Raw genomic sequence first — 26519 nt, forward strand, 5'->3', positions numbered from 1 at the left:
GGCCGTGGTCGCCTGCAGTTCCTGTAGAGGAGGCAAGCGCATGGACTGGCTGACCGAGCAGAAGATTCCCGTCGGCAAATGGGCGAGCGCGTTTGTCGACTGGATCACAGTGAATCTCGGCTGGTTCTTCGACGGGCTGGCGGTCGGGCTGGAGACGATGATCGACGGGCTGCTGTGGCTGCTGCAGGCACCGCATCCGTTCGTCATCATCGCGCTGGTCGCCGCACTGGCGTGGGTGCTGAAACGGTCGATCCTGTTCAGCGGCTTCGTCGCCGTCTCGCTGCTGCTGATCATCAATCAGGGCTACTGGATCGAGACGACCGAGACGCTGGCGCTGGTGCTGTCCTCGGCGGTGGTCTGCATGGCGGTGGGCGTGCCGCTCGGCGTCGCGGCGGCGCACCGCCCCTGGCTGTTCCGGATCATGCGGCCGATCCTGGATCTGATGCAGACGATCCCGACCTTCGTCTATCTGATCCCGGCGCTGATCCTGTTCGGGCTGGGCATGGTTCCGGGCCTGATCGCCACGGTGATCTTCGCCCTGCCCGCGCCAATCCGTCTGACGCATCTGGGCGTCAGTTCGACGCCGAAGCCGCTGATCGAAGCGGGACAGGCGTTCGGTGCCACGGGGTCGCAGTTGCTGTGGAAGGTCGAACTGCCCTACGCGCTGCCGTCCATCCTGGCAGGGCTGACCCAGACCATCATGCTGTCGCTGTCGATGGTGGTGATCGCGGCGCTGGTGGGCGCGGACGGGCTGGGCGTGCCGACCCTGCGGGCGCTGAACACGGTCAACATCGCCAAGGGCTTCGAGGTCGGACTGGCCATCGTGCTGATCGCCATCATCCTCGACCGGCTGTGCCGCCGCGATGATGCCGGATCGAAATCATGACCGCGCCCATCGTCCGGTTCCAGGATGTGGACATCGTCTTCGGAGACAGACCGGACCGCGCGCTGCCCCTGATCGATGCAGGCAAGTCACGCGCGGACATTCAGGCAGAGACCGGTCACGTGGTCGGCGTGAAGGGTGCCAGCCTGGACGTGCACGAGGGCGAGATCGTCGTGCTGATGGGCCTGTCGGGGTCCGGCAAGTCCACCCTGCTGCGTTCGGTGAACGGCCTCAACCCGGTCACGCGCGGGTCGGTTCTGGTGCATGACGGTACCCGGGACGTCGACCTCGCCACCTGTTCGTCCGCCGACCTGCGGCGGCTGCGCATGGGCCGCGTCGCGATGGTGTTCCAGCAGTTCGCGCTGCTGCCCTGGCGGACGGTGGCCGAGAATGTGGGCCTGGGCCTGGAACTGGCCGGCGTGCCGAAAGCGCAACGGGCCGAGCGGGTCCGTCACCAGCTGGAACTGGTGCATCTGGAGGATCGCGCGGAGGCGAAGGTGCACGAACTGTCGGGCGGCATGCAGCAGCGCGTCGGTCTGGCCCGCGCCTTTGCGACCGATGCTCCGATCCTGCTCATGGACGAGCCCTTCTCCGCACTGGATCCGCTGATCCGGTCACGGCTGCAGGACGAACTGCTCGACCTGCAGCAGCGGCTGAAGAAGACGATCATCTTCGTCAGCCACGACCTGGATGAGGCGATCAAGCTGGGCAACCGCATCGCCATCATGGAGGGCGGCGAGATCGTGCAGCAGGGCCCGCCCGAAGACATCGTACTGAACCCCGGCAGCGCCTATGTCGCCGATTTCGTGGCACACATGAACCCGCTGCAGGTGCTGCGCGCGGAGACCATCATGCGTCCGATCGGCGATCTGGCGGTCGAGGATGGCCGGCTGCTGGTCGAGGGCGGATGGCGGATCGCGCTGCACCCGGATGGCTCGGTATCCGGCGTGACCATCGACGGGCGTGACCTGGCGATGATGAGCATTGATGACGCGGTGCCCGGGACCATCGAACGGGATACCGTGACGGTCGCCGGACCCGATATCGTCATCCAGCGTGCCATCGAACTGTGCGAAGGCTCGCGTGCGCCGATCCTGATCGTGGAGAACGGCAGATTGACCGGTATCGTCGGCGACCGGGAAATCTATCGCGGGCTGCTGCGGCGCAGCGGTTAATCGCCGCCGCCGGGCACCACGTCGCGGCCTGTTTCGGGACGCGTTGAAGGTTCGCCGCGATACCAGCGCACGAGCCGCCGCCAGAGCCCCCCGATGTCTTCCAGCATGCCCAGCAGTGCCGGGATCACGAACAGCACCAGCACCGATGCGGTCGCCAGACCGAAGACGATGGTGATCGCCATCGGGATCAGGAACTGCGCCTGCAGGCTGGTTTCGAACATCAGGGGCGTCAGGCCGACGATGGTAGTGATCGAGGTCAGGGTGACGGCTCGCAACCGGTCGCAGGCACCGCCAACAATCGCGTCCATGGGTGCCTCGCCTGCCACCACGCGGTCGTCGATCGCGGCGACCAGAATGATCGAGTTGTTGACCAGGATTCCCGCCAGTCCGATCAAGGCTACCATCGACAGGATCGACAGGTCGTAGCCCAGAACCAGGTGGCCGACCACGGCCCCGATCAGGCCGAACGGGATGATGGACATGACGATCAGCGGCCGTCCGTAAGAGGCAAAGACCCACGCCAGGATGATGTAGATCGCCGCCAGGCCGATCATGGCACCGGTCTGCATGTCGGCGAAGGTCTGCTGCTGTTCCTCGGCCTTGCCCGCGAAGCGAAAGCCGACGCCGTGTGTCTCGGCAATCTGTTGCAGGGGTCCGTCGGACAATTGTGCGATCACCGAACCGCTGCTGGTCTGGGTCTCGTCGATCTCGGCGAAGACGCCGACCTCCCGCTGTCCGTCGCTGCGCCGGATACGGGCAAAGCCGGCGTTCTCGCGGAAACTGACGACTTCTTCCAGCGGTGTCTCGGCCCCGGACGGGCTGCGGATATACATGGATCGGACAGCCGCTTCGGTCGCTTCATCGCGATTGATCTGGACGCGGACCACGACTTCCTCGTCAGCGCGGGCGAAGCGCTTTGCGATAGCGCCCTCGAAGGCGTCGCGCACCTGCCGGGCCACGGTTTCCGTCGTATAGCCCAGCGCCGCACCGCGCCGTGTCAGTTCCAGGATCAGTTCCTGCTTGCCGAACGGCAGGTCGTCCTCGATATCGCTGACCCCGCCGAACCGCTCCAGTTCGACCTTCACGTCCGCAGCCGCCGCCTTCAGCGCCGCCACATCGTCGCCGAACAGCCGGATATCCAGCTCCCGGCCCGGCGGCCCGCCCGCCCGTTCCTGCATGGAGAACCGCTTCAGTCCGGGATAGGGCCTGAACTCCTCGCGCCAGGCCTCGATGACCTCGCTGGTCCGGTAGGCGCGCTGATCTGCCGGCACCAGTTCGACCTGCACCCCGCCCAGACTGTCGCCGGGCACGCTTTCGAAACTGCGCCCCTGCGAGCGCCCGACGCGCTGGAACGTCATTCGGACAAGGCCGCCCTCGCCGTCCGTCAGCCGGTCCTCGGCCCGGTCCAGCGCCGCCAGCAGTTCGTCCATCGCGGCCAGCGACTCGGCACGCGGCGTACCGGCGGCCATCTCGATGTTGCCCTCGATGGTGTCCGATTCCGGGTTCGGGAAGAAGGTGAAGCCGACGCGGTTCCCGGCCAGCAGGCCCATCGACACGATCAGCATCGCCAGAATCCCGCCGATGGTGACATAGCGGTAATCGACCGCGCGCTGGACGGCGTGCCGGAACCAGCCGTCCCGCTGCCGGGCGAAGCCGTCGTCGAACCATGTGCGGAAACGGCTGTACCAGCCCGTTCGGCGGCTGTCGCCGTGCAGGGCTTCCCGCAGGTGCCCCGGCAGAACGAGAAAACACTCGATCAGGCTGGCGATCAGCACCGACACGACGACCAGCGGGATCGCCACGATGATCTGCCCGATCACGTCCCCGATCATGAACAGCGGCATGAAGGCGGCGATGGTGGTCAGCGCGGCGGCCGTGACCGGTGCCAGCATGCGCAAGGCCCCCTTTTCCGCCGCCTCCAGCGCAGACAGTCCGCGCGCCTTCAGGGTCGCGGCGTGTTCACCCACGACAATCGCATCGTCGACAATGATGCCCAGCGTCATGATCAGCGCGAACAGGCTGACCATGTTGATGCTCTGACCGGTGACCAGCATGACGGCGGCGGTGGCGAAGATGGCGACCGGAATGCCCATCGCGACCCAGAAGGCCACGCGCGCCGACAGGAACACGAACAGCACGATCAGCACCAGCACCAGCCCGCCCGCGCCATTGTTCACCAGCAGCGCGATACGGTCGTCGATCAGCGCCGCCTGCACGTCGTAGGCGTCCAGGGTGATGTTGGGCGGCAGGCTCGGTCGGGTTTCGGCAAGATAGTCTTCGACGATCGCCGCCGCGACCAGCGCATCCGTCGTGGATGCCCGCTGAACGATGATCTCGATGGCCGGACTGCCGCGCAGCCGGCCTGTCGGCTGATCGTCGTCCAGGGTCTCGCGGACCTCGGCAACGTCCCTGATCAGCAGCGACTGCCCGTTGGAGGCGGCGCGCAGTTCGATCGCGCCGACACCTTCCGCGGTTTTCAGTTCACCCAGAGAGCGCACCTGCTTCTGCGACGCGCCGGCCAGTTCACCCGAAGGCAGATCGACCGACGTGTTGGCGATGCGCGCGGCGACGTCACCAATGGTCAGGTCCAGCCGTCGCAGGGCCGCCTGGCTGATGCTGACCTGAATCTCGTCGTCGCGCAGGCCGAAGAACTCGATCTTGTCGATACCCCGGTCCAGCAGTTCGTCGCGAACGCGCTTGGCGGTGACCTTAAGTTCGGCCTCGGAGACATCGCCCGATACCACCAGCCGCGAGATCAGATCATAGCGCACCACCCGCTTGATCCGGGGGTCCTCAGCATCCTCGGGCAGGGTTGTCAGCCCGTTCACCGCCGCGTCGATATCCGCCAGTGCCGACTGCATGTCGGTCCCGGTGTTGAACTCGGCGACGACGACCGCGCTGCCCTCGTTGGAATAGGAATTGACCTGCTTCACCCCGTCCAGGAACCGCACTTCCGGTTCGATCGACGCGACAATGTTGGAATCCACGTCCTCGGCGCTGGCACCCGGCCAGATCACCGTGATGGTGATGAAATCGAGCCCCGTATCGGGGAAGAACTGCGTGTTGAGCCGGTTCAGGCCGAACAGCCCGCCGATCAGCATCAGCGCCATCAGCAGGTTCGCCGCGTTCCTGTGGCGGACGAAGACCGAGACGAGGGCGGCGGGGTTCATTCGCCGGTCGCCGGCTTTTCAGTGTCCGGTGCCGCCGGAGGCAGCGTCGGATCCTCGGCACGGATGCCCTGCGCCATTTCCGAGAAGCGCGTCAGCACGACACGCTCGCCCGTCTCCAGGTCGCCGCGCACGATCACGTCGTCGCCCTCGCGGCCCAGGATCCGGATCTTCCGTTCGATCAGACGCCCGTCCTCGATGACGAAGACCCGGGAGTCATCGTGCACGGCAACGGACGGCAACCGCACCGAGTCGGGGAAGTGCCGGTCCGGCAATGAAATCTCGACGAACGCGCCCGGACGGATCGGCAGATCCAGCCCTTCCGCGTCCAGCAGGGCATAGAACGTCACGCCGCCGGTGTCGGCGTCGATCGACGCGGTCAGGCGCGCGATCACCGCGTCGTAGCGGATATCCTGATCGCCCACTTTCCAGACGACGGTGGCGGGGCGTCCATCGACGCCGCCGTCCTGCAGCAGGCGTCCGTACTGCGCGTCCGACAGGTGTCCGCGCGCTTCCATCGAACCGGCGCCGACCAGCCGCGCCACACGGTCGTTGCTGTTCACCACCGAGCCTTCCTGGGCGGCCACATCGGACAGGAAACCGTCGAACGGCGCGCGCAGCTCGGTGCGCACCAGATCGCGTTCCGCCCGTTCCAGCCCGACCTGCTGCTGGTCCAGCCGGGCACGTTCGGTCTGGATCGCGGCCTCGCGGCGGGCGACCGTCTGCCTCTGCTGGCTCAACTGCAGCATCGCATCGTCCCGCGTCTTGTCGGATATGTTGCCGCGCTTGTGCAGACGCATCACGCGCTCGGTATCCGCCTCCCGAAGCCGCAGCATCTCGCGGTCCTGTTCCAGCGAGCGAGTCTCCGACGAGATGCGCGCGCGGGTCTCGGCGATCTGCGCCCTGGCCTCGGCGATGCTGGAGCGGTAGTCGAACGGATCGATCTTCAGCAGCATGTCACCCTTGCGCACCGCCCCGCCGTTGCGGAACTGCGGCGATGTCTCGACGACGTCACCGGCGACCAGAGCACGCAGTTCCGCCTCCTGCCCCGCCGCGATCTCGCCGAAGACGGTCAACTGCGGACGGTTGTCGGTCACCTCGACCGGTCGGGTCTCAACGGTGAAGACGGTCTCCTGCCGCGCCACCGGTGCCAGTTCGGGCTTGGTGAGGACCAGCAGCACGGCCACGGCGATACCGGCAAACAGGATGGTGAAGAAGGCGATCAGGTTGATCACGCGCCGGCGGCTGCGGCGGCGGGAATGGCCAGGCTCCGGCGGCAGGACCTCACCGGGTCGCGGGTCCGATTGCGGCAGATCCGTTCTCTGGCCAACGATGTCGCTCAAGAATCAGATCCCCCGGAAAGCCTTACCAATACGTCAGCCATATATAACTGACCATGGGTCATAGCAATGTCGCGTCGCGCAACGGAAGGTAACAGAAACCCTGTCGCTTGGCCGTTCATGCCGCTAATCTCCGCGGCATGACAGCTATGAACACACAAACGGACCAGGCCGTGGCCATCCTGGAGAAACTGGTCGGCTTCGATACGACAAGCCGCGATTCCAACATGCCGCTGATCGACTGGGTGGCCGATTATCTGGACGGTCTGGGCATCGCCTCGGTCAAGGTGACGGACGCGACCGGCAGAAAGGCCAACCTGGTCGCCACCATCGGCGAGGGCGACGGCGGTGTGGTGCTGTCGGGCCATACGGATGTGGTCCCCGTGGACGGGCAGGACTGGCATACCGACCCCTTCGCGCTGACCCGCAAGGGCGAACGGCTGTTCGGGCGCGGCTCGTCGGACATGAAGGGTTTCATCGCCTGCGCGCTGGCGGCGGCCCCGAAGCTGCTGGAAAGCAAGCTGGCGCGTCCGGTCCACTTCGCCTTCTCCTATGACGAGGAGGTCGGCTGCCTGGGTGTCGGCGGCATCATCGACCGGTTCGGGATCGACGGCCAGAAGCCGGCCATCTGCCTGGTCGGCGAACCCACCATGATGAAGGTGGTGAACGCGCAGAAGGGCTGTGGCGTCTACGAGACGGTGCTGACGGGCAAGGAAGTCCATTCGTCCCAGACCGACCGCGGCGTCAACACAGTGATCTATGGTGCCGAGCTGGTGAATTTCATCGCCGGTATCGCCGAGGAGCGCAAACAGGACCCGGACCCGCTGTTCGATCCGCCCTATACCACGGTCAATGTCGGCCTGATGCAGGGTGGCACGGCCTTCAACATCGTGCCCAACAGCACCCGTATCCTTTGGGAATACCGCAATGTGCCGGGCGACGACGGCAGCGACATCCGCCCGCGCGTGGATGCGTTCGTGGCGGAAAGGCTGCTGCCGCGGATGCAGGCGGTCTACCCGGATGCCTCGGTCGTCACGACGGAACTCGCGAACATTCCCGGACTGGCACCCGAACAGGACGGTCCGGCGGAAACCCTGATCAAGCGGCTGGCGCAGCAGAACGCGACGGAAGCCGTATCCTACGGCACCGAGGGCGGACTGTTCCAGGAGGCGGGCATGTCGACCGTCATCTGCGGCCCGGGCGACATCGGCGTGGCGCATCAGCCCAACGAATTCGTCGACATCGAACAGATCAGCCTGTGCATGGACATGATGGACCGGCTGGCCGACCACCTGCAGACCTGAAACGCCCGCCATCCCGGCCCGCCGCACCGGAGCAGAGACTGAGGCGTTCGCGTCACCGATCTGTCGCAATCCAGCCGCCATGCGTTGGGCCGGGGCGCGATTCTGTTATGGTGTCTGAAATGTGACGGCGAATCACATGCAGAAACATGTCACGTCGATCATTCCGAGGAGGGGAACATGAGCGATACAACTGGCAGCCTGCGGCCACCTGAAGGCCCGGCTGAGATCATCCAGACCGACTATGAAGTCGGTCAGAGCAATATCCGCCCGTTCGGCCTGGACATCCACAACCCGGTTTTCCTGGTTTCAGGACTTGCCATCGTCGCCTTCGTGGTGCTGACCCTGGCGTTCCAGAACCAGCTGGAACCGGTGTTCACCAGCATGCGGGGATGGCTGACATCGACGCTGGACTGGTTCTTCCTGCTGTCGGCCAACATCTTCGTGCTGGTCTGCCTGTTCCTGATCGTGACGCCGCTGGGCGGGGTGCGCATCGGCGGACGGGATGCGACGCCCGACTATTCCTATATCGGCTGGTTCGCGATGCTGTTCGCGGCCGGCATGGGCATCGGCCTGATGTACTTCGGTGTCTCCGAGCCAATCTCGCACTTCACCTCATCCATGGGCGGTACCACCCTGGGCGAGAACGGCGCGCGGACGGACTGGGCACCGCTGGGTGCGGCAGCCGGCGATCCGGACGCGGCCGTGAAACTGGGCATGGCGGCGACGATCTTCCACTGGGGTCTGCATCCCTGGGCGATCTATGCCATCGTCGCGCTGGCGCTGGCCATCTTCAGCTACAACAAGGGCCTGCCCCTGACGATCCGGTCGATCTTCTATCCGATCTTCGGCGAGCGGGTCTGGGGCTGGACCGGCCATATCATCGATATTCTGGCGGTGTTGGCGACGCTGTTCGGCCTGGCCACGTCACTCGGCTTCGGCGCGACGCAGGCGAATGCGGGACTGGACTTCCTGTTCGGTATCTCCAGTTCGGTGACCGCGCAGGTTGTGCTGATCATCGTGATCACGGGCGCGGCCCTGATGTCGGTGCTGGCGGGTCTGGACAAGGGCGTCAAGCGCCTGTCCGAGGCGAACATGATACTGGCGATCCTGCTGCTGGCCTTCATCGTGATCGTCGGTCCGACGATGGCGATCATCAGCGGCTTCTTCACCAACCTCGGCGCCTATGTGACGGAACTGATCCCGCTGTCGAACCCGTTCGGACGCGAGGACGAGAACTTCAGCCAGGGCTGGACCGCGTTCTACTGGGCCTGGTGGATTTCCTGGTCGCCGTTCGTGGGCATGTTCATCGCCCGTGTCAGCCGTGGCCGCACGGTGCGGGAGTTCGTGATCTGCGTCCTGCTGATCCCCTCCACCGTGTCCGTGTTCTGGATGACCGCTTTCGGCGGCACCGCGCTGCACCAGATCCTGGAGCTCGGCCAGACTGCGGTTCAGGAAGCGGACGCCAGCCTGAAACTGTTCGCCATGCTGGAAGGCATGCCGCTGGCCGAGATCACTTCGGTGATCGCGATTATTCTGGTGGTGGTCTTCTTCGTGACCTCGTCGGACTCCGGATCGCTGGTGATCGATACGATCACGGCGGGCGGCAAGATCGACGCGCCAGTCTCCCAGCGGGTGTTCTGGTGTGTCTTCGAGGGTCTGGTGGCCATTGCGCTGCTGCTGGGCGGCGGTCTGGTGGCGCTGCAGGCGATGGCGGTATCGACGGGCTTCCCGTTCACCATCGTGTTGCTGCTTGGCTGTTTTGCCATCATCAAGGGATTGAGATCCGAGCCCCGCTGACGGGTTCGAAACATCGATCATCGGGGAAGGGGCCGGAGCCGATCCGGCCCCTTTTTCATGCGCGGTGCAGGACCGTTCAGCGCAGGTCGATATCCAGGTTCAGTTCCGCATAGATCGGCAGATGGTCTGAACCCGACAGCGGACCGATCTCGGTTGCGGTCACGCCGACACCCGCGCCGGTCCAGATGTGATCGATGGGCAGCCCGGCGACCGCGAAACTGGAAAACCAGGTGCTGTGCGGCAGGCGGGCTGCGAAGGCATCCCGCAAACCACCGGTCTCCAGCGCCCGGACATAGGTGCGGTTCCAGGGCGTCAGATTGAAATCCCCGGCCATGATGACACGCCCGTCGATGGTGCGCGTCTCGTTCAGCAGGGACGCCCGCTCGGCCGCCGCCATCAGATGCCGGTCCCGGCTGGCATGAAAGGCCGCGTTCAGCGGCGGGGTCGGATGCAGGACCAGCAGCGCCAGGCACCTGTCCGTGTCCATGCGATCGCACAGGCGCATCTCCAGCGTGCGTCCGCTCGGTCCGCCACCCGTTTCATGCACCTGAAAGCTGTGGATCGGGACCTTGCTGAGGATGACCGCCCCGAACACCCCGGGTTCGCCGACCGAATGCCGGTAATCGGGAAAACTGGCGCGCAGATTGTCGATGTCCCAGCGCTGCACTTCGGTGAAGGCGAGCAGATCGGGCTGTCGCTGCTTCACGAACGCGCGCAGCGGAAAAAGGCTGAGGGTATTCTGGGCGGAATTGTAGAAGACCATACGCAGGGTATGCGGCCCCGCACGGTCATGCGGCTCGGCCATGATCGGCGGCAGCATCAGCGCGGTGTTGACCAGCAGGCCGCCCACCAGCAGACCCATCGCATACCAGCGGCGAAAAAGCAGCGCGACCGCACCCAGGATGGCACAGCCTGCAACGATCTGCAGCCGCAGGCTGGCGAGGACATCGAAGACCCAGATGTGATCGAGGGCGATGCTGCAGAAGGTGAGCAGCAGCACCAGCACGCCAACAGCAAAGCCGACGCCTTTCAGCATGTCCGTGCCCTGATCCGTTGCGCCATCGGTTTCCGTTCGCAAGTCCGTGTCCGCGGATCATGCCGGATTTGGCCGCCGGAATACCAGTGCTGCGATCACAGGTTGCGGTCGCGCCCGGTGCGCCGTGCCCTATCGCGTCGGTTCGAAGTCGATCGCCAGCTGTGCGTTGATGGCGAAATGATCGGAACGGGCCTTCGGACCGATATGTGACTGCACCAGCCCCGTCTTTTCGCCGACCCAGATGTGATCGAGCGCAAGCCCGGCGACGGCGGTACGGGAATGGAAGGTGCTGTGCGGCCAGGTCTGCACCATGGCGTCCCGCAAACCGCTGAGGACCAGTGTTTCCTTGTAGATCACATTCCACGGCGTGAAGTTGAAATCGCCGATCATGGCGATGCGCCCGTCGATCGACGGTTCCGCGGCGATCCGGCTGGCAAGGTTGGCCGTCGCCCAGACATGAATGTTCCGATGCGTGTGATAGCCGGGATTGAACGGCGGCGCCGGGTGCAGTGCCACGAGGGCGATACATCGCGCGTCACCTTCCGCGCAGACACGCACTTCCAGCGTCGTGCCGGACGGGCCGTCGTCGTCAAGCCGGTGAACACGGGCGGTCGACAGCGGCAGCCGGCTCAACAGCACGATGCTGTACTCCCCCGGTTCTCCCGCCGTGTGGGGGAAGTCGGTAAAAGCTGCGCGGACCGCGGGCGCATCCCCGGCCCGAAGCTCGGTAAAGGCCAGGACATCGGTCTCGGTGGTTTCGACGAAGTTCCGCAACGCGGCGAGGTCGGGCACCAGTTGCTTCACATTGTGGAATGTAACCGAAATGCGCTGCTCGCCCTCGACCAGTGCGGGCGGCGTCTTGAGGACATAGACCGCGACGAACCAGCCGTTGATCAGAGCCGCCGTGACCAGGATGAGGGCCGCCGCCCGCGCCCCGGAAATCGCCGCAACCAGCCCCAGTCCGGCCAGCGCCACGAGATACTGCAGTCGTCCGCTGGCAATCAGATCGAAAACCCAGATCGATTCCAGAAACACACTGCCAAGTGTGAGCAGCAGCAGCAGGCATGCGATGCCGGACAGAATCTTCTTCATGATGTCGGCCGCCCCGGCGTTTCAGTGATCCTCCCGGACTCAACGCATGACGCTGCGAAATGTTCGCCTACATGTTCGGATAGTTCGGCCCGCCGCCGCCTTCGGGCGTCACCCAGACGATGTTCTGCGTCGGATCGTTGATGTCGCAGGTCTTGCAGTGCACACAGTTCTGGGCGTTGATCTGCAGCCTCGGATTCGAACCGTCATCGTCGCGCACGATTTCATAGACGCCGGCCGGGCAATAGCGCTGTTCCGGGGCGTCATAGAGCTCCAGATTGTGCTGGATCGGGACGGACTCGTCCTTCAGCGTCAGATGGATCGGCTGATCTTCCTCGTGATTGGTGTTCGAAATGAACACCGAGGACAGCTTGTCGAAGGTCAGCACCCCATCGGGCTTGGGATAGTCGATGACCTTCGCCTCGGTCTTCTTCTTCAGGGACTCGTGGTCCTTGTGACCGTGCTTGAAGGTCCACGGCACATGGCCGCGGAAGATCATCTGCTCGATACCCGTATACAGCGTGCCCAGCCACAGCCCCCACTTGGAGAAGGCCGGGCGCACGTTCCGGGCCTGATAAAGCTCCTTGCGCACCCAGGATTCCTCATAGGCCTTCGGATAGGCTTCCAGGACCTTCGGCGGCGTGCCTTCCTCACCCGCGCCGACGATCGCGTCGAAGGCAGCGTCGGCGGCCATCATGCCGGTCTTCATGGCGGTATGGCTGCCCTTGATCTTGGGCACATTCATGAAACCGGCGGCACAGCCGATCAGCGCGCCGCCCGGGAACGCCAGGTCGGGCACGCACTGCAGGCCGCCCTCGTTCAGCGCCCGCGCGCCATAGGACACGCGCTTGCCGCCCTCGAAATAATGCGCGATGTCGGGGTGGGTCTTGTAGCGCTGGAACTCCTGGAACGGCGAGAGATGGGGGTTCGAATAGTCCAGCCCGACCACAAAGCCGACCGCAACCTGATTGTTCTCGATGTGATAGAGGAACGACCCGCCGTAGGTGTCCGACGACAGTGGCCAGCCCGCCGTGTGGACCACCAGGCCTTCCTGATGCTTTTCGGGATCGATTTCCCAGAGTTCCTTGATGCCGATGCCGTAGGTCTGCATCTCGCAGTTCTCGCGCAGGTCGAACCGGTCCATCAGCTGACGCGTCAGCGAACCCCGGCAGCCTTCGGCGAAGAAGGTGTATTTCGCATGCAGTTCGATGCCGGGCGTATAGCCCTCCTTCTTCTCGCCATCCCGGCCGATGCCCAGATCGCCGGTGGCGACGCCCTTCACCGAGCCGTCCTCATGATAGAGCACCTCGGCAGCCGCGAAGCCGGGATAGATCTCGACGCCGTATCCCTCGGCCTGCTCGCCCAGCCAGCGGCAGACGTTGCCCAGGCTGACGATGTAGTTGCCGTGGTTCTGCATCGGCGGCGGCAGCAGTTTCGGCGGCACGGAAATGCTGCTGGGTTCGGTCAGCATCAGGAACTTCTCGGCCGTTACCGGCACGTTCAGCGGCGCGCCGCGTTCTTTCCAGTCGGGAAACAGCTCTTCCATGGCGCGGGGATCGACCACGGCCCCGGAAAGAATGTGAGCACCGATCTCGGATCCCTTCTCCAGGACGCAGACGGAGATTTCTTTCTCCGCTTCCTGCGCTTTCTGCATCAGCCGGATGGCCGCCGAGAGGCCCGAAGGTCCGCCGCCAACGATGACGACGTCATATTCCATTGATTCGCGTTCCATTACCTAACTCCCCAGTGCCTCAGGCCAATGCGGCGCGACTGCCCGCGCCGGATCCGTTACTGCCCACAGTAATGTCACATTTGAAAGATTCAAATGGACGAAAAGCCGCTAATGTATGACCCATGAACGACATGACCGGCACATTCGAGGCGGACGTCGCGGCGCTGCAGTTCCTGATCGACGCAGGTCTGGACGTCGCCATCGACGCAACACCCAACGACCGTTTCGCGGCCCGGCCCGAACCGGCACCGCCCGCGCCGGCACCTGACACAACGCGGCAGGCCTCCGCCCCAGCCGCCCGCCCGTCCGCCGGTGCGCCCCCCATTGACAGCGACCGGGCCGCCGTGGCCGCCGCCGCCGCCATCGCGCCGGCCTGCGGGACACTGGACGAACTGCGCAACGCCCTGGAGAGTTTCGAGGGGCTGGCGATCAAGGACACCGCGACGCGGCTCGTGTTCGCCGACGGCAATCCGGAAGCCGACATCATGATCGTGGGGGAAGCGCCGGGACGCGAAGAGGATCGCGTGGGCAAACCCTTCGTCGGCGAATCGGGCAAGCTGCTGGACCGCATGCTGGCATCCATCGGACTGGACCGCTCGACGGTCTACATCACCAACTCGGTGCTCTGGCGTCCGCCCGGCAACCGCAAACCCAATCCGTCCGAAACCGAGGCCATGCTGCCGTTTCTGATCCGGCATATCGAGCTTGTGGAGCCGAAGCTGATGATGCTGGCGGGCGGCGCGGCGCTCAGTGCGCTGTTCGGCATGGACGCCCGCATCACCCGCGAACGCGGCAAATGGCGCGACTATGATGCCAGCTTCGGAACCGTGCCCGTCCTGCCGCTGTACCATCCGGCCTACCTGCTGCGTCAACCCTCGCTGAAGCGCGACGCCTGGGCCGACCTGCGGGCCTTTCGTACCAGGGCGCAAGCACTGGGACTGACCGGCTAGCAACGTCCGCGCAGGTCAGATACTCAGGACGTCCCCGGACAAACCGGAGATGACAGTCCGGGAATCGGCGAGTCAGTCGGAAACGGGACTGTGCGCTAGGACGCGCGGGATGTTTCGCCGTCTGGGCGCTTCCCGACCCCAGCGTGCCGCAACTCAGGTTCCAGCTTTCCCGCCAGCCACATGAAATACATGCGGAAGTCGCTGACCAGCGACCAGAGCGGAAAGCGGAACGTGGCGGGACGGTTCTTCTCGATGAAGAAATGCGCAACCCACGCGAAGCCGTAGCCGCTGAACAGCGCACCGAGCAGGAACCATACATTCAGCGTCACGATCGCGGCGAGCAGGCAGATGATGGCCAGCGTCGATCCGACATAGTGGAGCGCACGCGTGCGCGGGTCGGCGTGTTCCCGCAGATAGTAGGGCCAGAAGTGATGATAATCGGACGGATCGGCACTCAAGATGACGCTGGCTCCGAAAAAGCTTGGGTGATATGGTTGACGTTAACGTCAACCTAACTTAAGTGACGACGCAACGGGCTCCCGCCGGGAGCGGCAATCATGATCATGAGACTACAGTAAAATGACCGACACCGAAAGATACAGCATCCGCGACCTGTCCGACGAGTTCGACGTGACCCCGCGGGCCCTGCGCTTCTATGAGGACAAGGGCCTGATCGCGCCGGAACGCAAGGGGCTGCAGCGCATCTACGACCGCCGCGACAAGGCGCGCCTGTCACTGATCCTGCGCGGCAAGCGCCTGGGCTTCAGCCTGGCGGAAATCCGCGACTGGCTGGACCTCTACGAACTTCAGGACGGTCAGGTCGCGCAGGCCCAGATGCTGCTGGAAGCGTCGCATGTGCGCATGGACGCGCTGGTGCAGCAGCGCCAGGACATCGAGAAGACCATCGACGAGTTGCAGGAGCAGATGGATTTCGTCCGCAACTGGTTGTCGCAGCGCGAACGCGCCGCCTGATACCCACATACCGATCAACCACGACGATCAATCGCCGGGTGCTGAACCGGCAGACAGACAAGTCGACCAAGGGAGCACTTCTGACATGAAGAATGTCGTTATCGCGGGCTACAAGCGCTCGCCCTTCACCTTCGCCAACAAGGGTGGCCTGGCCAAGGTCCGCCCCGACGAGATCGCCGCGCAGGTGATCAAGGATCTGGTCGCGGAGAGCGGCGTCAATCCCGATCACCTGGAAGACCTGATCCTGGGCTGCGCCTTCCCCGAGGGCGAGCAGGGCCTGAACGTCGCGCGGATGATTTCCTTCATGGCCGGCCTGCCGAAGACGGTCGGCGCGACGACGCTGAACCGCTTCTGCGGCTCCTCGATGACGTCGATCCACATGGCCGCCGGTGCCATTGCCATGGGCGCGGGCGATGCCTTCATCTGCGCCGGTGTCGAGAGCATGACCCGCGTGCCGATGCCGGGCTTCAACCCGATGCCGCATCCGGGCCTGCACGCGTCCTACCCCGAAGCCTATATCGGCATGGGCATGACCGCCGAGAACCTGGCCAAGAAGTACGACATTTCCCGCGAGGCGCAGGAAGAGATGGCCGTCGAGAGCCACAAGCGCGCCGCCGAGGCCCAGTCCGCCGGCAAGCTGAAGGACGAGATCGTGGCCATCACCGACCGCAACAACCGCGTCGAGGAAGACGGCTGCATCCGCCCCGGCACCACGCAGGAAGATCTGGCCGGCCTGAAACCCGCCTTCGACCAGAACGGTGTCGTCACCGCCGGGACGTCGTCGCCGCTGACCGACGGCTGCGCCGCGACGCTGGTCTGTTCGGAAGAATACGCCGACGCCAACGGCCTGACCAAGCTGGCCCGCATCAAGTCGATCGCCGTCGCCGGTTGCGCGCCCGAGATCATGGGCATCGGCCCGGTCCCGGCCACCCAGAAGGCGCTGAAGCGCGCCGGTCTGGAGGTCAAGGACATGGACATCATCGAGCTGAACGAGGCCTTCGCGGCCCAGGCCATCTCGGTGATGAAGGAAACCGGCATCACCTTCGACAACACCAACATCGACGGCGGCGCGATCGCGCTGGGCCATCCGCTGGGTGCCACCGGCGCGCGCATCACCGGCAAGGCTGCGGCCCTGCTGAAGCGTGAAGGCAAGCAGTTCGCGCTGGCCACGCAGTGCATCGGCGGCGGTCAGGGCATCGCGACAGTTCTGGAGGCCTGCTGATCATGACGGAGATCAACAAGGTCGCCGTGATCGGCGCCGGCGTCATGGGCGCGGGCATTGCGGCGCATGTCGCCAATGCCGGCATCCCCGTGGTGCTGCTGGACATCGTGCCCGAAGGCGCGAACGACCGCTCGGTGGTCGCCAAGACCGCCGTACAGAAAATGCTCAAGACCAACCCCGCGCCCTTCATGCACAAGAAGAACGCGCGGCTGATCGAGACCGGCAATCTGGAAGACGACCTGCAGTCGATTTCCGATTGCGACTGGATCTGCGAGGCGATCATCGAGAACCCGCAGATCAAGCGCGATCTCTACGCCAAGCTGAACGAGGTGCGGAAGCCGGGTTCGGTGGTGACGTCGAACACCTCGACCATCCCGCTGAACGTGCTGACCGAGGGCCTGGGCGACGGTTTCGCGAAGGACTTCGCCATCACGCACTTCTTCAACCCGCCGCGCTACATGCGGCTGCTGGAAGTCGTGAAGGGCGAGCATACAAGCGACGACGCCTATGAAGCCCTGAAGGCCTTCGGCGATGTCCGCCTGGGCAAGGAAGTGGTCGAGTGCAAGGACACGCCGGGCTTCATCGGCAACCGCATCGGCATCTTCTGGTCCACGGTCGCCACCCGCGCCGCCTACGACCTGGGCCTGACGGTCGAGGAAGCCGACAGCATCGTCGGAAAGCCGACCGGTGTGCCGAAGACCGGCATCTTCGGTCTGGGCGACCTGACCGGCATTGACCTGGGTCCGCACGTCATCGCGTCCATGATCGATCTGGTACCGGCGGACGATCCGCTGCGCGAGTGGGTCGACCCGGAACATCCGCTGACCAAGCTGACCGAAAAGATGATCTCGGAAGGCTACACGGGCCGCAAGGGCAAGGGCGGCTTCTATCGCCGGTTCCGCGATGGCGGACGCTCGGTCAAGCAGACCCTGGACCTGAAGACCGGCGAGTATCGCGACACGCAGAAGTCCGAACTGAAGAGCGCGCGCGCCGCGAAGAAGGGCCTGCGCGCCCTGATCGAGTATGACGACAAGGGCGGCGAATACGCCTGGACGGTGCTGTCCAACGTCTTCACCTATTCCGCGTCGCTGGTACCCGAGATCGCCGACGACATCCGCTCGGTCGATCTGGCCATGAAGACGGGCTACGCCTGGAAGTGGGGACCGTTCGAGATGATCGACATGGTCGGCACCGACTGGCTGGCCGACAAGCTGAAGGCCGAAGGCCGGGACGTGCCCGAACTGCTGGAGAAGGCGCGCGGCAGGACCTTCTACAAGGAAGAGGGCGAGAAGCTGTTCATCCTCGATCCGTCCGGCGATTACACAGAAGTCGAGATCGCGGATGACGCCTGGATGCTGGCCGACCGGAAGCGCGGCAAGGAGCCGGTGAAGAAGAACGCCTCCGCCTCGCTGTGGGATGTCGGTGACGGTGTGCTCTGCCTGGAATTCCATTCCAAGATGAATGCCCTGGACGAGAACTCCATCGCGATGATCAAGCAGGCCGCCAAGGCCGACAAGCTGGGCTACAAGGCCGTCATCATCGGTTCCGACGCGGACAATTTCTCGGTCGGTGCGAATGTCGGCGTGGCCCTGTTCGGTGCCAATGCCGCCATGTGGCCGCTGATCGAGAACGGCGTCGCCGAAGGCCAGAAGGCCATGCAGGAGCTGAAGAACTCGCCGTTTCCGGTAGTCGCGGCCCCTGCGGGCATGGCACTGGGCGGCGGCTGCGAGGTCTGCCTGCACTCCAACGCCATTCAGGCGCATGCCGAAAGCTACATGGGCCTGGTCGAGGTCGGTGTCGGTCTGCTGCCCGGCTGGGGCGGCTGCAAGGAACTGACCATCCGGAACATGACGAACAAGCGTCGTCCCGGTGGTCCGATGCCGGCGCTGTCCAACGCCTTCCAGGCGATTTCCACGGCCAAGGTCGCGACGTCTGCGGCTGAAGCTCAGGAGATGCAGATCCTGCGGCACACCGACGGCATCACCATGAACCGCCGCCGCGTGCTGGCCGACGCCAAGAAGAAGGCGCTGGAGATGGCCGAGGGCTACGAAGTGCCCGAGCCTATCGTCGTGAACCTGCCCGGGCCGACCGCCCAGGCCGCGTTCCGCATGGCCGTCGAAGGCTTTGTCCAGCAGGGTCAGGCGACCGAATATGATGCCGAGATTGCCGAACAGGTGGGCCGCGTGCTCTCCGGCGGCGACACCGACATCACCGAGGAAGTGACCGAGAAGAAGCTGCTGGAGTTGGAGCGCGAGGGCTTCATGACGCTGATCCGCAACGAGAAGACGCTGATGCGGATCGAGCACATGCTGACCAAGGGCCGCCCGCTGCGGAATTGACGCCGGTCGAGAAAAACACCCTTCCCCCTTGAGGGGGGAAGTGGCCGCGAAGCGGTCGATGGGGGTGTTATGGCGCTGCCGAGTTGAACGCGGATACGCCGTATCACCCCCACCCCGCCCATCCCCCGTCAAGGGGGAGGGAGAAGGGATACCGAGACACAGTCTTAAGGGAGACCACGACATGCCCACCTATCAGGCGCCCGTGAACGACTTCAAGTTCCTGCTGCACGACTTCATCGACCTGCAGCGCTTTTCCAACCTGCCCGGCTTCGAGGAAGCGACCCCCGATCTGGTCGATGCCATTCTGGAAGAAGGTGCGAAGTTCTTCGAGGAACAGCTTCAGCCGCTGAACGTGGTTGGCGATCGCGAGGGCTGCACCCGTCACGAGGACGGTTCGGTGACCACGCCGACCGGCTTCAAGGAAGCCTATCAGGCTTACGTCGAAGGCGGCTGGGGCAGCCTGACGGCCGATCCTGAATATGGCGGACAGGGCCTGCCGCATGTCGTCGGCTTCGCGCTGTCCGAGATGGCGTCATCGGCCAACATGGCCTTCGCCATGTATCCGGGTCTGACGCACGGCTGCTACGAAGCGCTGCACCAGTGGGGCACCGACGAGCAGAAGCAGGCCTATCTGCCCAAGCTGATCACCGGCGAATGGACCGGCACCATGAACCTGACCGAACCGCACTGCGGCACCGATCTGGGTCTGATGCGCACGAAGGCCGAGCCGCAGGACGACGGGTCCTACGCGATCTCCGGCCAGAAGATCTTCATCTCCGCCGGCGAGCACGACATGTCGGAAAACATCATCCATCTGGTGCTGGCCAAGATCCCCGGTGGTCCGGACGGCATCAAGGGCGTCAGCCTGTTCATCGTGCCGAAGTTCCTGCTGGACGAGAACGGCGATCCGGGCGAGCGCAACGGCGTGGTCTGCGGTTCCATCGAGGAGAAGATGGGCATCCACGGCAACGCCACCTGCGTGCTGAACTATGACAACGCCAAGGGTTTCCTGATCGGCGACAAGCACAAGGGCATGCGCGCCATGTTCACCATGATGAACGCCGCCCGCCTGGGCGTCGGCATCCAGGGGCTCAGCCAGGCGTCGGTCGCCTATCAGAACGCGGTGACCTACGCCAACGACCGCCTGCAGGGCCGCTCGCTGACCGGCACCAAGGAAGTCGACAAGCCGGCCGATCCGCTGATGGTGCATCCCGACATTCGCCGCATGCTGATGAAGCAGAAGGCCTTCGTCGAGGGCAGCCGGGCACTGGCGCTCTACACGGGCCTGATGATCGACTTCGCCGAAAAGCACCCGGATCCGGACGAGCGTCAGAAGGCTGACGATTACGCCGCCTTCATCACGCCGGTCGTGAAGGCCTATCTGACCGACATGGGCTTCGAATGCACCGTCGATGCGATGCAGGTCTATGGCGGCCACGGCTTCATCACCGAATGGGGCATGGAGCAGTTCGTGCGCGATGCCCGCATCACCCAGATCTATGAAGGGGCCAACGGCATCCAGGCGCTGGACCTGGTCGGCCGCAAGCTGCCCGAGGGCATGGGCCGCCTGATGCGCCGCTTCTTCCACCCGGTCGATGCCTTCATCAAGGACAACGCCGGCGATTCCGAGATGGCCGACTTCGTCATGCCGCTGGCCAAGGCCTTCGCGCGGCTGCAGTCGGTGACGGCCGATCTGGGGCAGAAGATGATGAAGAACCCCGACGAGGCCGGTGCCGCCTCCACCGACTATCTGCGCATGGTCGCGCTGGTCGCGCTGGGGCACATGTGGGGCCAGATCGCGCTGAAGGCGAATGCCAAACTGGCCGAGGGCGGCGACGTGAACCGCGCGTTCTACGAGAACAAGCTGGCTACCGCCCGCTTCTACATGGCCCGCATCCTGCCCGACGTCCACGCCCACGCGGCGAAGGCGGCCTCGGGTGCGGACAATCTGATGTCGGTCGATGCGGCGGTCTTCGAGGTCGCCTGAAGTCGGGGACATTCATCCGATGAACTGATCGGGCCCCGTTGAAAGACGGGGCCCGATTCGTTTCGGACATGCATTGAAGCAGCCAGGGACACGCACCGGTCTCGACAACCAACTCGCATTCACTCCCGGGTCCTTCCGCACTGATCAGTTCCCCAGATTGAAAACCGTATCGTTCTCGATCTGCAGGGAAAGCTGACATGGCCCGAAATCAACACCCCTCAGATCCGCCGTTCCGACACCCCCTGCGGTCGTCACACTCGAGATCGTCAGGCTCGGCCTTGGCGCATCGGCGCAGCTGGAAGTCGCGGACGAGGATACCGTTGCAGTCGCGTCCCCGTATATCTTCATCGAGCGATCGAACGTGACCTCGCCGATCTTCGAGAAGTCCTGTGCGCCGTCAGGCTTGACCTCGGCCACCCAGGTCCTGTGATCGGACGACGTGCTGCGGAAGCGGTATTCGTATGCAAGACCGGCTACCGTCGCCATCGGAAAACGGCAGACGCGCCACTGATCGCCCTGTGCATCGGGTGACAGCGGATAACCCCAGACCGGGCGGATCTCGCATCCGCTGACGGTCGCGCTGGCCGGAACAGCCAGCACCAGACCCGGGCGTCCGATGATCGACCAGGGGAACGAGATGATCTTGTTCGGATTCATGGCGTCCTTCAGGCCGATGCGCTCGAAAAGCCGGGTTCCGAAACCGAGAAAGACCTCTGTGCTCTCGAAGGCGCTGACAGGATCGCGGTCGTTCATGCGGAACAGCATCCCGCCAAAGATCAGCCGGCTTTCATTGTGGTTCTTCAGGGTAAAGGAGACGCGGTCTGCGCCATTGTCCTTCAACGCCACATTCATGCTGCCAAGCTCGCCAACGGCCCGTTTCAGCGTCAACTGCTGGCGGACATCCGACGGATCGAAATTGGCCATCCGGAATGTGTCCGACCACCTGGCCCGCACGACCTTCTGGTAGTTGAAGATCAGATTGTCCGCCATCGTGCTGCGCAACGCCTGATCCGTCAGCACGCCATCCCGAAACGCGCGAATGACGTATCTGTCAGGCACCGAGGGATGCGCGACCAGCATCAGCACGGCGGTCTTGGCGTAGATTGCCGATTCACCCAAAGTCGATTGGTCGGTCATGCTGTACCAGGCGGGTTCGCCCGCCGGCAGCGTCAGCCGGGTGATGTTCCCCCCGGCGTCCTTTGTTTCTTCTGTGGTGATCGCCTGATGGGTCAGCGCCAGCAGGGCGTCGTTGCCATCCGAACGGTGCCGGATCTCGAAACAGGTCGTCGGGCAACTGACGTTGGCAACCCGCAGATAGGTCTCGGGGACATTGTCGAACGACTGTGCCCCCAGCCGCGTGACATTCACATACGCGAAATTCCGCAACTGCTGGGTTCGGATATCAGGGTAGTTTCGTTCCGCGCCAAGAACCTGTTTCCCGTTTGAGGTAACGATCTGAAAGAAGTTGCCGGCCTGCGCCGATGTTGCCGGCGCCCTGGTGAAGGCATCGAACAACGGATCTTGCTGCGCCGATGCCGGTGCGCCGGCGAAAAGCAAAGCCGTCAGCGCCAAAGCGCCTGCCAGGCACTTCGTGGGGTTGCTGATCATTCGTGGATCTCCTGTTGAAGCAAAAGCGACAAACGGACGCCCGACCGAATGTCCCGTTCAGATTTCGGGATCTGAAGGCCGGTCCCCCTCGCTGATCCGGCTGCCGACAGCGTAGACGTCTGGCAATCACGAACTCAAGGGAATTACCGCGCCGCCGGTTCAATCCTTGCGCGAAAACACACATCCTGACCGCCCGGAAGATGAGATCGGAAGACGCCGGACGCTCGCGCTCATGCGGGGAAGGCGGCGGCAGGTCCGGCGGTAGCTCTACAAGTGGCCCAACGGCTCCACGTCTGCGAAGATACCCGTCACGCAACAGGCCGAAACAGGGGGAAGCAGAACCATGACCGTCGAGAACCCGCATGACACCGATCTGCCGCTGCTCGAAGAAGTAAAGCTTCAGGCGCGGGTTCTGCTGCCCATCGTGCGCGCCATCCGCGAGCGACTGGGTCGGGAAGAAGGCGACCGGCTGGTAGAGACCGCGCTGCGGGACTGGTCACGCGATCTGCACAGACGTATCGGCGAAGAGAAGTCAGGCACCGCCCGCGAACAGTGGGACGGCATCTGGGCCGACATGCGCCCGCGCATCGGCGACAGCATCGAACGCGAGATGCTGACCGACACCGAGACGGTCCGCGACTACAACGTCACCCGCTGTGCCTACGCCGAATTCTTCAAGGCGCTGGGCGAGCCGGAACTGGGCAGGTTCCTGCTGTGCGATATCGACTTCGACATCGCCGAGGTCGGCGCCCCGGACGTCGAGTTCACCCGCACCCAGACCATCATGTCCGGCGCACCCTACTGCGATTTCCGGTACCGCTTCACCAAGTAGTCCGCAGGCCGTGGCGCATCACCCCTCCAGCATCTCCACGTGCGCCGTCAGGTGCTTGTGGAAGTGGCCGATGGCCTGTTCGAAGCGGCCGAACGTGTGGTGGGTGTTGCCGCCGCTTTTCAGGTGATCGTTGATCCCCTTGGCGGCCCAGCGGTCCTCGATCAGGCCGGTGTCCTGCACGAAGTTGGCGTCGCGCTTCATCTTCTCGATATCGACGGTCTGGCCGGGTTCGGTCTTCGGGCTGACCTGATAGATGATCCAGTTCGTCTCGGTCGGCGTCACCGGATCCAGGATGATCAGCATCGCATGGTCCGACAGCACCGAGATATGCGTGTTCGGGAACAGCTGGTAGGTGTCGGTGATCATGCCCCGCAGGCGGCGTTCCTCGCGCGGGACGTCACGCAGTTTCTCGATGCGGCGGAAGGGAAAGACGATGCGGCTGTTGCGCCCGTAGGTCTCGACGACGTTCAGATTGTCGAAGCCGTACGGGTAGAACGACTTATTGTGCAGGGCTTTGATGTGATAGCCCTCCATCGAGGTCTCGCCGATCAGTTTCCAGTTCGCTTCATCGGTGAATTCGATGGTGTTGAACAGTTCCTGTTCCGGTGACAGCATCTCCGGCATGTCGAGCAGCGCGCCGTCCGAAATCGGTTCGTCCTGGGTGACGAAGATCAGGCCGCCCTGTTCGGTCACCTCGTGCACCGGCGTCAGCCCGTGGCAGGATTTGTCCAGGCCGGGAAAGCCCTCCGCCTCACCCGGCACATGCTTCAGGCCGCCGTCCAGCCCGTAGGTCCAGGCGTGATAGCGGCACTGGAAGCTGCGGGTCTCGCCCGATCCTTCGGCGACAGGCATCCCGCGATGACGGCAGGCATTGCGGAACCCGCGCACCACCCCGTCGTCACCCCGCACCAGCAGCAGCGGCGTCAGCGCGGCGGTCCGCGCGATGTAGGTCCCGTTGGCGGGCAGCGCCGAGGACGGACAGAAAGGCACCGGAATGCGCCGCATCACCTCGACCTCGGCGGCGAAGCGTTCTTCCGACGCATAGTTCTCGACCGGCTCCCGCCAGACGTCACCGCCCGCGTCCGTCGATTTCCCGTCGATGTGCGAAAAAATGCGATCGATCAGATCGTCACTGCTCAACAGCTTGCCCATTCCATCGTCTCCCCGTGTCACGCAGTGTCTGTGTCCGGCGCAGACTAACACAGGTCCGGACGGTGACAGGAACCGCAGCGGATGCATGGCAGCTTTCCGCGCTTCCCGGCCCGTTCGTGCTTTACCCGCCACCAAAACTGTGGACAGGCGTTCGCCGCGGCCCGTATCAGAAGGCTGATGTTTCCGAGCGGAAAGGGAGATGGCGATGGCGGGCTGGAAGGTCTACGGGCTCAGGAACTGCGACACATGCAGGAAAGCCCGGAAATGGATGGATGCGGAGGGTATCGACCACCGCTTCATCGACGTACGCGCCGACGGGATCGCCGAGGAAGATGTGAAGCGGTGGGCCGCGACGGTCGAGCAATCCCAACTCATCAACCGTCGCGGCACCACCTGGCGGGGCCTGTCCGAAGAGGATCGCGCCAGCGCCGAAACCGGAGAAGGTGCCATCCGGCTTGGCGCGGCGCATCCGGCGCTGATCAAGCGGCCCGTGTTCGAGAAAGGCCCGCGCGTCCTCGTCGGCTTCACGGATCAGGTGAAAGCCGAACTGAAGGGCTGAGACCTCAGCCCTTGCCCACCAGCGCCTGCCAGCCGTCGCGGACCCGCTGCACGGTGGCGGCGTGATCGGGATGGCGTGAGTTGATGTAGGCATCGGAAGCCTGCAGCCGGCGCAGCGCCGCTTCATCCATTGCGCCCGAACCGGTGTAGTGATTGCCGGGCACGCCCTTCTCGACCAGCCGATCCCGGATGGCCTTCAGCAGCATGACGCCGCGCGCATCGGAGGCCAGTTCCTCGGCAGCTTCCTTCAGTTCCGGCTGTTCGGCGAAGTCCCGGTTCATCAGGGCCCCGAACCAGTGGCCGACGTCCTTGCAGACCTCGTCGCAGCGGTGACCGAACTTCTCCTTCAGGGCGGCCATCTGGATATCGCGGAACTTCCGGGGGTTCATCGTCTCGGCTTCCTGACGGACGAAGGTGTCCACCAGTTCGTCGAAGGCCGCCTGCGGCAGGTTGTTCCGCCGGGCCCAGTCCATCGCCGCCGCCGCCAGCGGATCGTCGGCATCGACCTTGCGCTTCGTCGCGATGTCCTCGGGCAGGCGCAGGTCGTACTTGGCCGGCGCCTTGCCCATGACCGAGACCTTCCGCCGCAAGTCCTGATTGCTCTTCAGCATCGCGGCGATGTTCACAGCCCCCGCTTCCTTGTCCCAGAACATTTCCGGTATTTCAAGCTCGGTACCGCGGTAGGAAATGCGGCGCGTCTTGCCATCCCCGGCACCGCCCGCCTCTGTGTAGTCAACCATGCTGGTGTTCATTTTCGTCCTCGTTCGATCAGATTGATGATGGTGCGCACCATGAAACGCTGGCCTTCCAGATGGCGCAGGCGGGCATCCGAAATGTCTGGTCCGGCCGCTGTTTCCAGTGTCATCGCGCGCAGATGGCCAATCGCCTGATCACCATCCGTGCCGCGAAAGCATCGTGCGAAACACTTCGCCGTCTCATCCATCGGTGCCACCCATCGCCTGCTCTCTCCTCTGGCTGTTGCGTCATGGCTGTCCCGGATCGTCGCTGTCCGGCATGGGGGACAGTAATGACAGATTTCGGTAATATTACAAGGTATTTTTCGTATAATCGGTATTTATACGTTGTCAAGCACGCCAAAAGCGGTAATCCTGCGTCATCGAAACAGTCTGACGAAAGGGAACGGACGGATGTCAGAAACACGGCAGGGCCGGGCGAGGCTGGTGATCGGACGGCAGAAACTCAGGGCACCGCGGCGCTGCATGTGCTGCAACGAGCCCTTCACCAGCTACGGTGTGCACAACCGGCTGTGCTCGCGCTGCAAGACACAGGAATCGGATTTCTCGTTTCTGGGTCTGGATACGACACGGCGATAGGGACCCCGCCCCCGGATCGGCCGGGTCACCGACTGGACCGAC

At 64.2% G+C, this 26519-nt stretch carries 22 protein-coding genes; 12 read left to right on the forward strand and 10 right to left on the reverse strand.

From position 1 onward, the window contains the following. Positions 1-40 precede the first annotated feature (40 nt). Together choW and choV are read left to right on the forward strand one after the other, a co-directional pair. The gene (gene choW, locus ACN0X7_RS11520) at positions 41-886 is read left to right on the forward strand and encodes a choline ABC transporter permease subunit (RefSeq protein WP_417517317.1); all 846 of its coding nucleotides are present in this window, start codon (positions 41-43) and stop codon (positions 884-886) included. Then, a complete protein-coding gene (choV, locus tag ACN0X7_RS11525; protein ID WP_417517319.1) occupies positions 883-2058 on the forward strand; it encodes a choline ABC transporter ATP-binding protein in 1176 nt (391 codons plus the stop codon). Before choW ends, choV begins: the two co-directional genes overlap by 4 nt. On the opposite strand, the gene ACN0X7_RS11530 is transcribed toward choV, so the two are convergent. Together ACN0X7_RS11530 and ACN0X7_RS11535 are read right to left on the reverse strand one after the other, a co-directional pair. Beyond that, positions 2055-5228, reverse strand: coding sequence for an efflux RND transporter permease subunit (locus ACN0X7_RS11530; protein ID WP_417517321.1), 3174 nt, complete (start codon positions 5226-5228; stop codon positions 2055-2057). The two genes, choV and ACN0X7_RS11530, sit on opposite strands and share 4 nt — an antisense overlap. Continuing rightward, positions 5225-6568: an efflux RND transporter periplasmic adaptor subunit gene (locus ACN0X7_RS11535; RefSeq protein ID WP_417517323.1), complete on the reverse strand. Its 1344-nt coding sequence runs from the start codon at positions 6566-6568 to the stop codon at positions 5225-5227. The genes ACN0X7_RS11530 and ACN0X7_RS11535 overlap by 4 nt, the downstream gene beginning before the upstream one ends. A 146-nt stretch (positions 6569-6714) precedes the next feature. Between ACN0X7_RS11535 and argE the strand changes: the two genes are divergently transcribed. After that, complete coding sequence (gene argE, locus ACN0X7_RS11540) at positions 6715-7869, forward strand: acetylornithine deacetylase (protein ID WP_417517325.1); 1155 nt, start codon at positions 6715-6717, stop codon at positions 7867-7869. Positions 7870-8046: 177 nt separating this feature from the next. After that, positions 8047-9666, forward strand: coding sequence for a BCCT family transporter (locus ACN0X7_RS11545; RefSeq protein ID WP_417517327.1), 1620 nt, complete (start codon positions 8047-8049; stop codon positions 9664-9666). 76 nt (positions 9667-9742) lie between these two features. On the opposite strand, the gene ACN0X7_RS11550 is transcribed toward ACN0X7_RS11545, so the two are convergent. The 3 genes from ACN0X7_RS11550 to ACN0X7_RS11560 form a co-directional block, all read right to left on the reverse strand. Continuing rightward, the gene (locus tag ACN0X7_RS11550; RefSeq protein WP_417517330.1) at positions 9743-10744 is read right to left on the reverse strand and encodes an endonuclease/exonuclease/phosphatase family protein; all 1002 of its coding nucleotides are present in this window, start codon (positions 10742-10744) and stop codon (positions 9743-9745) included. Positions 10745-10831: 87 nt separating this feature from the next. Then, entirely contained in the window at positions 10832-11794 is a 963-nt protein-coding gene (locus ACN0X7_RS11555) for an endonuclease/exonuclease/phosphatase family protein (RefSeq protein ID WP_417517332.1), read from the reverse strand. A 67-nt stretch (positions 11795-11861) separates the two neighbouring features. After that, positions 11862-13523, reverse strand: a complete 1662-nt coding sequence (locus ACN0X7_RS11560; RefSeq protein WP_417517334.1) for an electron transfer flavoprotein-ubiquinone oxidoreductase — start codon at positions 13521-13523, stop codon at positions 11862-11864. 122 nt (positions 13524-13645) lie between these two features. On the opposite strand from ACN0X7_RS11560, the gene ACN0X7_RS11565 reads away from it, so the two are divergent. Beyond that, entirely contained in the window at positions 13646-14473 is an 828-nt protein-coding gene (locus tag ACN0X7_RS11565; protein ID WP_417517336.1) for a uracil-DNA glycosylase, read from the forward strand. Between the two features lie 95 nt (positions 14474-14568). Here the strand turns inward: ACN0X7_RS11565 and ACN0X7_RS11570 are convergent, their stop codons facing one another. After that, the gene (locus ACN0X7_RS11570; protein WP_417517338.1) at positions 14569-14931 is read right to left on the reverse strand and encodes an Mpo1-like protein; all 363 of its coding nucleotides are present in this window, start codon (positions 14929-14931) and stop codon (positions 14569-14571) included. A 121-nt stretch (positions 14932-15052) separates the two neighbouring features. On the opposite strand from ACN0X7_RS11570, the gene ACN0X7_RS11575 reads away from it, so the two are divergent. The 4 genes from ACN0X7_RS11575 (at position 15053) to ACN0X7_RS11590 (ending at position 20993) form a co-directional block, all read left to right on the forward strand. Then, on the forward strand, positions 15053-15445 hold the full coding sequence (locus ACN0X7_RS11575; protein WP_417517340.1) for a MerR family transcriptional regulator: 393 nt from the start codon (positions 15053-15055) through the stop codon (positions 15443-15445). Between the two features lie 85 nt (positions 15446-15530). Continuing rightward, positions 15531-16667 carry a thiolase family protein gene (locus tag ACN0X7_RS11580; protein WP_417517342.1) on the forward strand — a complete coding sequence of 379 codons (1137 nt, stop codon included), beginning with the start codon at positions 15531-15533 and terminating at the stop codon, positions 16665-16667. Positions 16668-16669: 2 nt separating this feature from the next. After that, entirely contained in the window at positions 16670-19006 is a 2337-nt protein-coding gene (locus ACN0X7_RS11585; protein WP_417517344.1) for a 3-hydroxyacyl-CoA dehydrogenase NAD-binding domain-containing protein, read from the forward strand. Positions 19007-19187: 181 nt separating this feature from the next. Further along, entirely contained in the window at positions 19188-20993 is a 1806-nt protein-coding gene (locus ACN0X7_RS11590) for an acyl-CoA dehydrogenase C-terminal domain-containing protein (protein WP_417517346.1), read from the forward strand. 144 nt (positions 20994-21137) lie between these two features. On the opposite strand, the gene ACN0X7_RS11595 is transcribed toward ACN0X7_RS11590, so the two are convergent. Continuing rightward, positions 21138-22601 carry a hypothetical protein gene (locus ACN0X7_RS11595; RefSeq protein ID WP_417517348.1) on the reverse strand — a complete coding sequence of 488 codons (1464 nt, stop codon included), beginning with the start codon at positions 22599-22601 and terminating at the stop codon, positions 21138-21140. Positions 22602-22944: 343 nt separating this feature from the next. Between ACN0X7_RS11595 and ACN0X7_RS11600 the strand changes: the two genes are divergently transcribed. Then, positions 22945-23433, forward strand: coding sequence for an L-2-amino-thiazoline-4-carboxylic acid hydrolase (locus ACN0X7_RS11600; RefSeq protein ID WP_417517350.1), 489 nt, complete (start codon positions 22945-22947; stop codon positions 23431-23433). A gap of 18 nt (positions 23434-23451) precedes the next feature. Here ACN0X7_RS11600 and ACN0X7_RS11605 read toward each other — a convergent pair whose 3' ends face one another. After that, complete coding sequence (locus ACN0X7_RS11605; RefSeq protein WP_417517352.1) at positions 23452-24585, reverse strand: aromatic ring-hydroxylating oxygenase subunit alpha; 1134 nt, start codon at positions 24583-24585, stop codon at positions 23452-23454. Positions 24586-24790: 205 nt separating this feature from the next. Between ACN0X7_RS11605 and ACN0X7_RS11610 the strand changes: the two genes are divergently transcribed. Then, on the forward strand, positions 24791-25144 hold the full coding sequence (locus tag ACN0X7_RS11610) for a Spx/MgsR family RNA polymerase-binding regulatory protein (protein WP_417517354.1): 354 nt from the start codon (positions 24791-24793) through the stop codon (positions 25142-25144). Between the two features lie 4 nt (positions 25145-25148). Here the strand turns inward: ACN0X7_RS11610 and ACN0X7_RS11615 are convergent, their stop codons facing one another. After that, on the reverse strand, positions 25149-25883 hold the full coding sequence (locus ACN0X7_RS11615) for a capsid assembly protein (RefSeq protein WP_417517356.1): 735 nt from the start codon (positions 25881-25883) through the stop codon (positions 25149-25151). Positions 25884-25891: 8 nt separating this feature from the next. Continuing rightward, positions 25892-26086, reverse strand: a complete 195-nt coding sequence (locus ACN0X7_RS11620; protein WP_417517358.1) for a hypothetical protein — start codon at positions 26084-26086, stop codon at positions 25892-25894. 205 nt (positions 26087-26291) lie between these two features. Here ACN0X7_RS11620 and ACN0X7_RS11625 point away from each other — a divergent pair, with 205 nt between their 5' ends. Next, complete coding sequence (locus tag ACN0X7_RS11625) at positions 26292-26477, forward strand: hypothetical protein (RefSeq protein WP_417517360.1); 186 nt, start codon at positions 26292-26294, stop codon at positions 26475-26477. The last annotated feature ends 42 nt before the right edge of the window (positions 26478-26519 follow it).

This window comes from Minwuia sp. (assembly GCF_048263705.1).
Lineage (GTDB): Bacteria > Pseudomonadota > Alphaproteobacteria > Minwuiales > Minwuiaceae > Minwuia.

What these genes read in the sequence shown, in the direction of transcription:
- ACN0X7_RS11565 (WP_417517336.1), top strand. Translation starts at nt 13,646, where the DNA reads ATGAACGACATGACCGGCACATTCGAGGCGGACGTCGCGGCGCTGCAG.
- argE (WP_417517325.1), top strand. Translation starts at nt 6,715, where the DNA reads ATGAACACACAAACGGACCAGGCCGTGGCCATCCTGGAGAAACTGGTC.
- ACN0X7_RS11590 (WP_417517346.1), top strand. Translation starts at nt 19,188, where the DNA reads ATGCCCACCTATCAGGCGCCCGTGAACGACTTCAAGTTCCTGCTGCAC.
- ACN0X7_RS11530 (WP_417517321.1), bottom strand. Translation starts at nt 5,228, where the DNA reads ATGAACCCCGCCGCCCTCGTCTCGGTCTTCGTCCGCCACAGGAACGCG.
- ACN0X7_RS11580 (WP_417517342.1), top strand. Translation starts at nt 15,531, where the DNA reads ATGAAGAATGTCGTTATCGCGGGCTACAAGCGCTCGCCCTTCACCTTC.
- ACN0X7_RS11615 (WP_417517356.1), bottom strand. Translation starts at nt 25,883, where the DNA reads ATGGTTGACTACACAGAGGCGGGCGGTGCCGGGGATGGCAAGACGCGC.
- ACN0X7_RS11605 (WP_417517352.1), bottom strand. Translation starts at nt 24,585, where the DNA reads ATGGGCAAGCTGTTGAGCAGTGACGATCTGATCGATCGCATTTTTTCG.
- ACN0X7_RS11585 (WP_417517344.1), top strand. Translation starts at nt 16,670, where the DNA reads ATGACGGAGATCAACAAGGTCGCCGTGATCGGCGCCGGCGTCATGGGC.
- ACN0X7_RS11555 (WP_417517332.1), bottom strand. Translation starts at nt 11,794, where the DNA reads ATGAAGAAGATTCTGTCCGGCATCGCATGCCTGCTGCTGCTGCTCACA.
- choV (WP_417517319.1), top strand. Translation starts at nt 883, where the DNA reads ATGACCGCGCCCATCGTCCGGTTCCAGGATGTGGACATCGTCTTCGGA.
- ACN0X7_RS11620 (WP_417517358.1), bottom strand. Translation starts at nt 26,086, where the DNA reads ATGGATGAGACGGCGAAGTGTTTCGCACGATGCTTTCGCGGCACGGAT.
- ACN0X7_RS11545 (WP_417517327.1), top strand. Translation starts at nt 8,047, where the DNA reads ATGAGCGATACAACTGGCAGCCTGCGGCCACCTGAAGGCCCGGCTGAG.
- ACN0X7_RS11610 (WP_417517354.1), top strand. Translation starts at nt 24,791, where the DNA reads ATGGCGGGCTGGAAGGTCTACGGGCTCAGGAACTGCGACACATGCAGG.
- ACN0X7_RS11595 (WP_417517348.1), bottom strand. Translation starts at nt 22,601, where the DNA reads ATGATCAGCAACCCCACGAAGTGCCTGGCAGGCGCTTTGGCGCTGACG.
- ACN0X7_RS11600 (WP_417517350.1), top strand. Translation starts at nt 22,945, where the DNA reads ATGACCGTCGAGAACCCGCATGACACCGATCTGCCGCTGCTCGAAGAA.
- ACN0X7_RS11560 (WP_417517334.1), bottom strand. Translation starts at nt 13,523, where the DNA reads ATGGAACGCGAATCAATGGAATATGACGTCGTCATCGTTGGCGGCGGA.
- ACN0X7_RS11625 (WP_417517360.1), top strand. Translation starts at nt 26,292, where the DNA reads ATGTCAGAAACACGGCAGGGCCGGGCGAGGCTGGTGATCGGACGGCAG.
- choW (WP_417517317.1), top strand. Translation starts at nt 41, where the DNA reads ATGGACTGGCTGACCGAGCAGAAGATTCCCGTCGGCAAATGGGCGAGC.
- ACN0X7_RS11575 (WP_417517340.1), top strand. Translation starts at nt 15,053, where the DNA reads ATGACCGACACCGAAAGATACAGCATCCGCGACCTGTCCGACGAGTTC.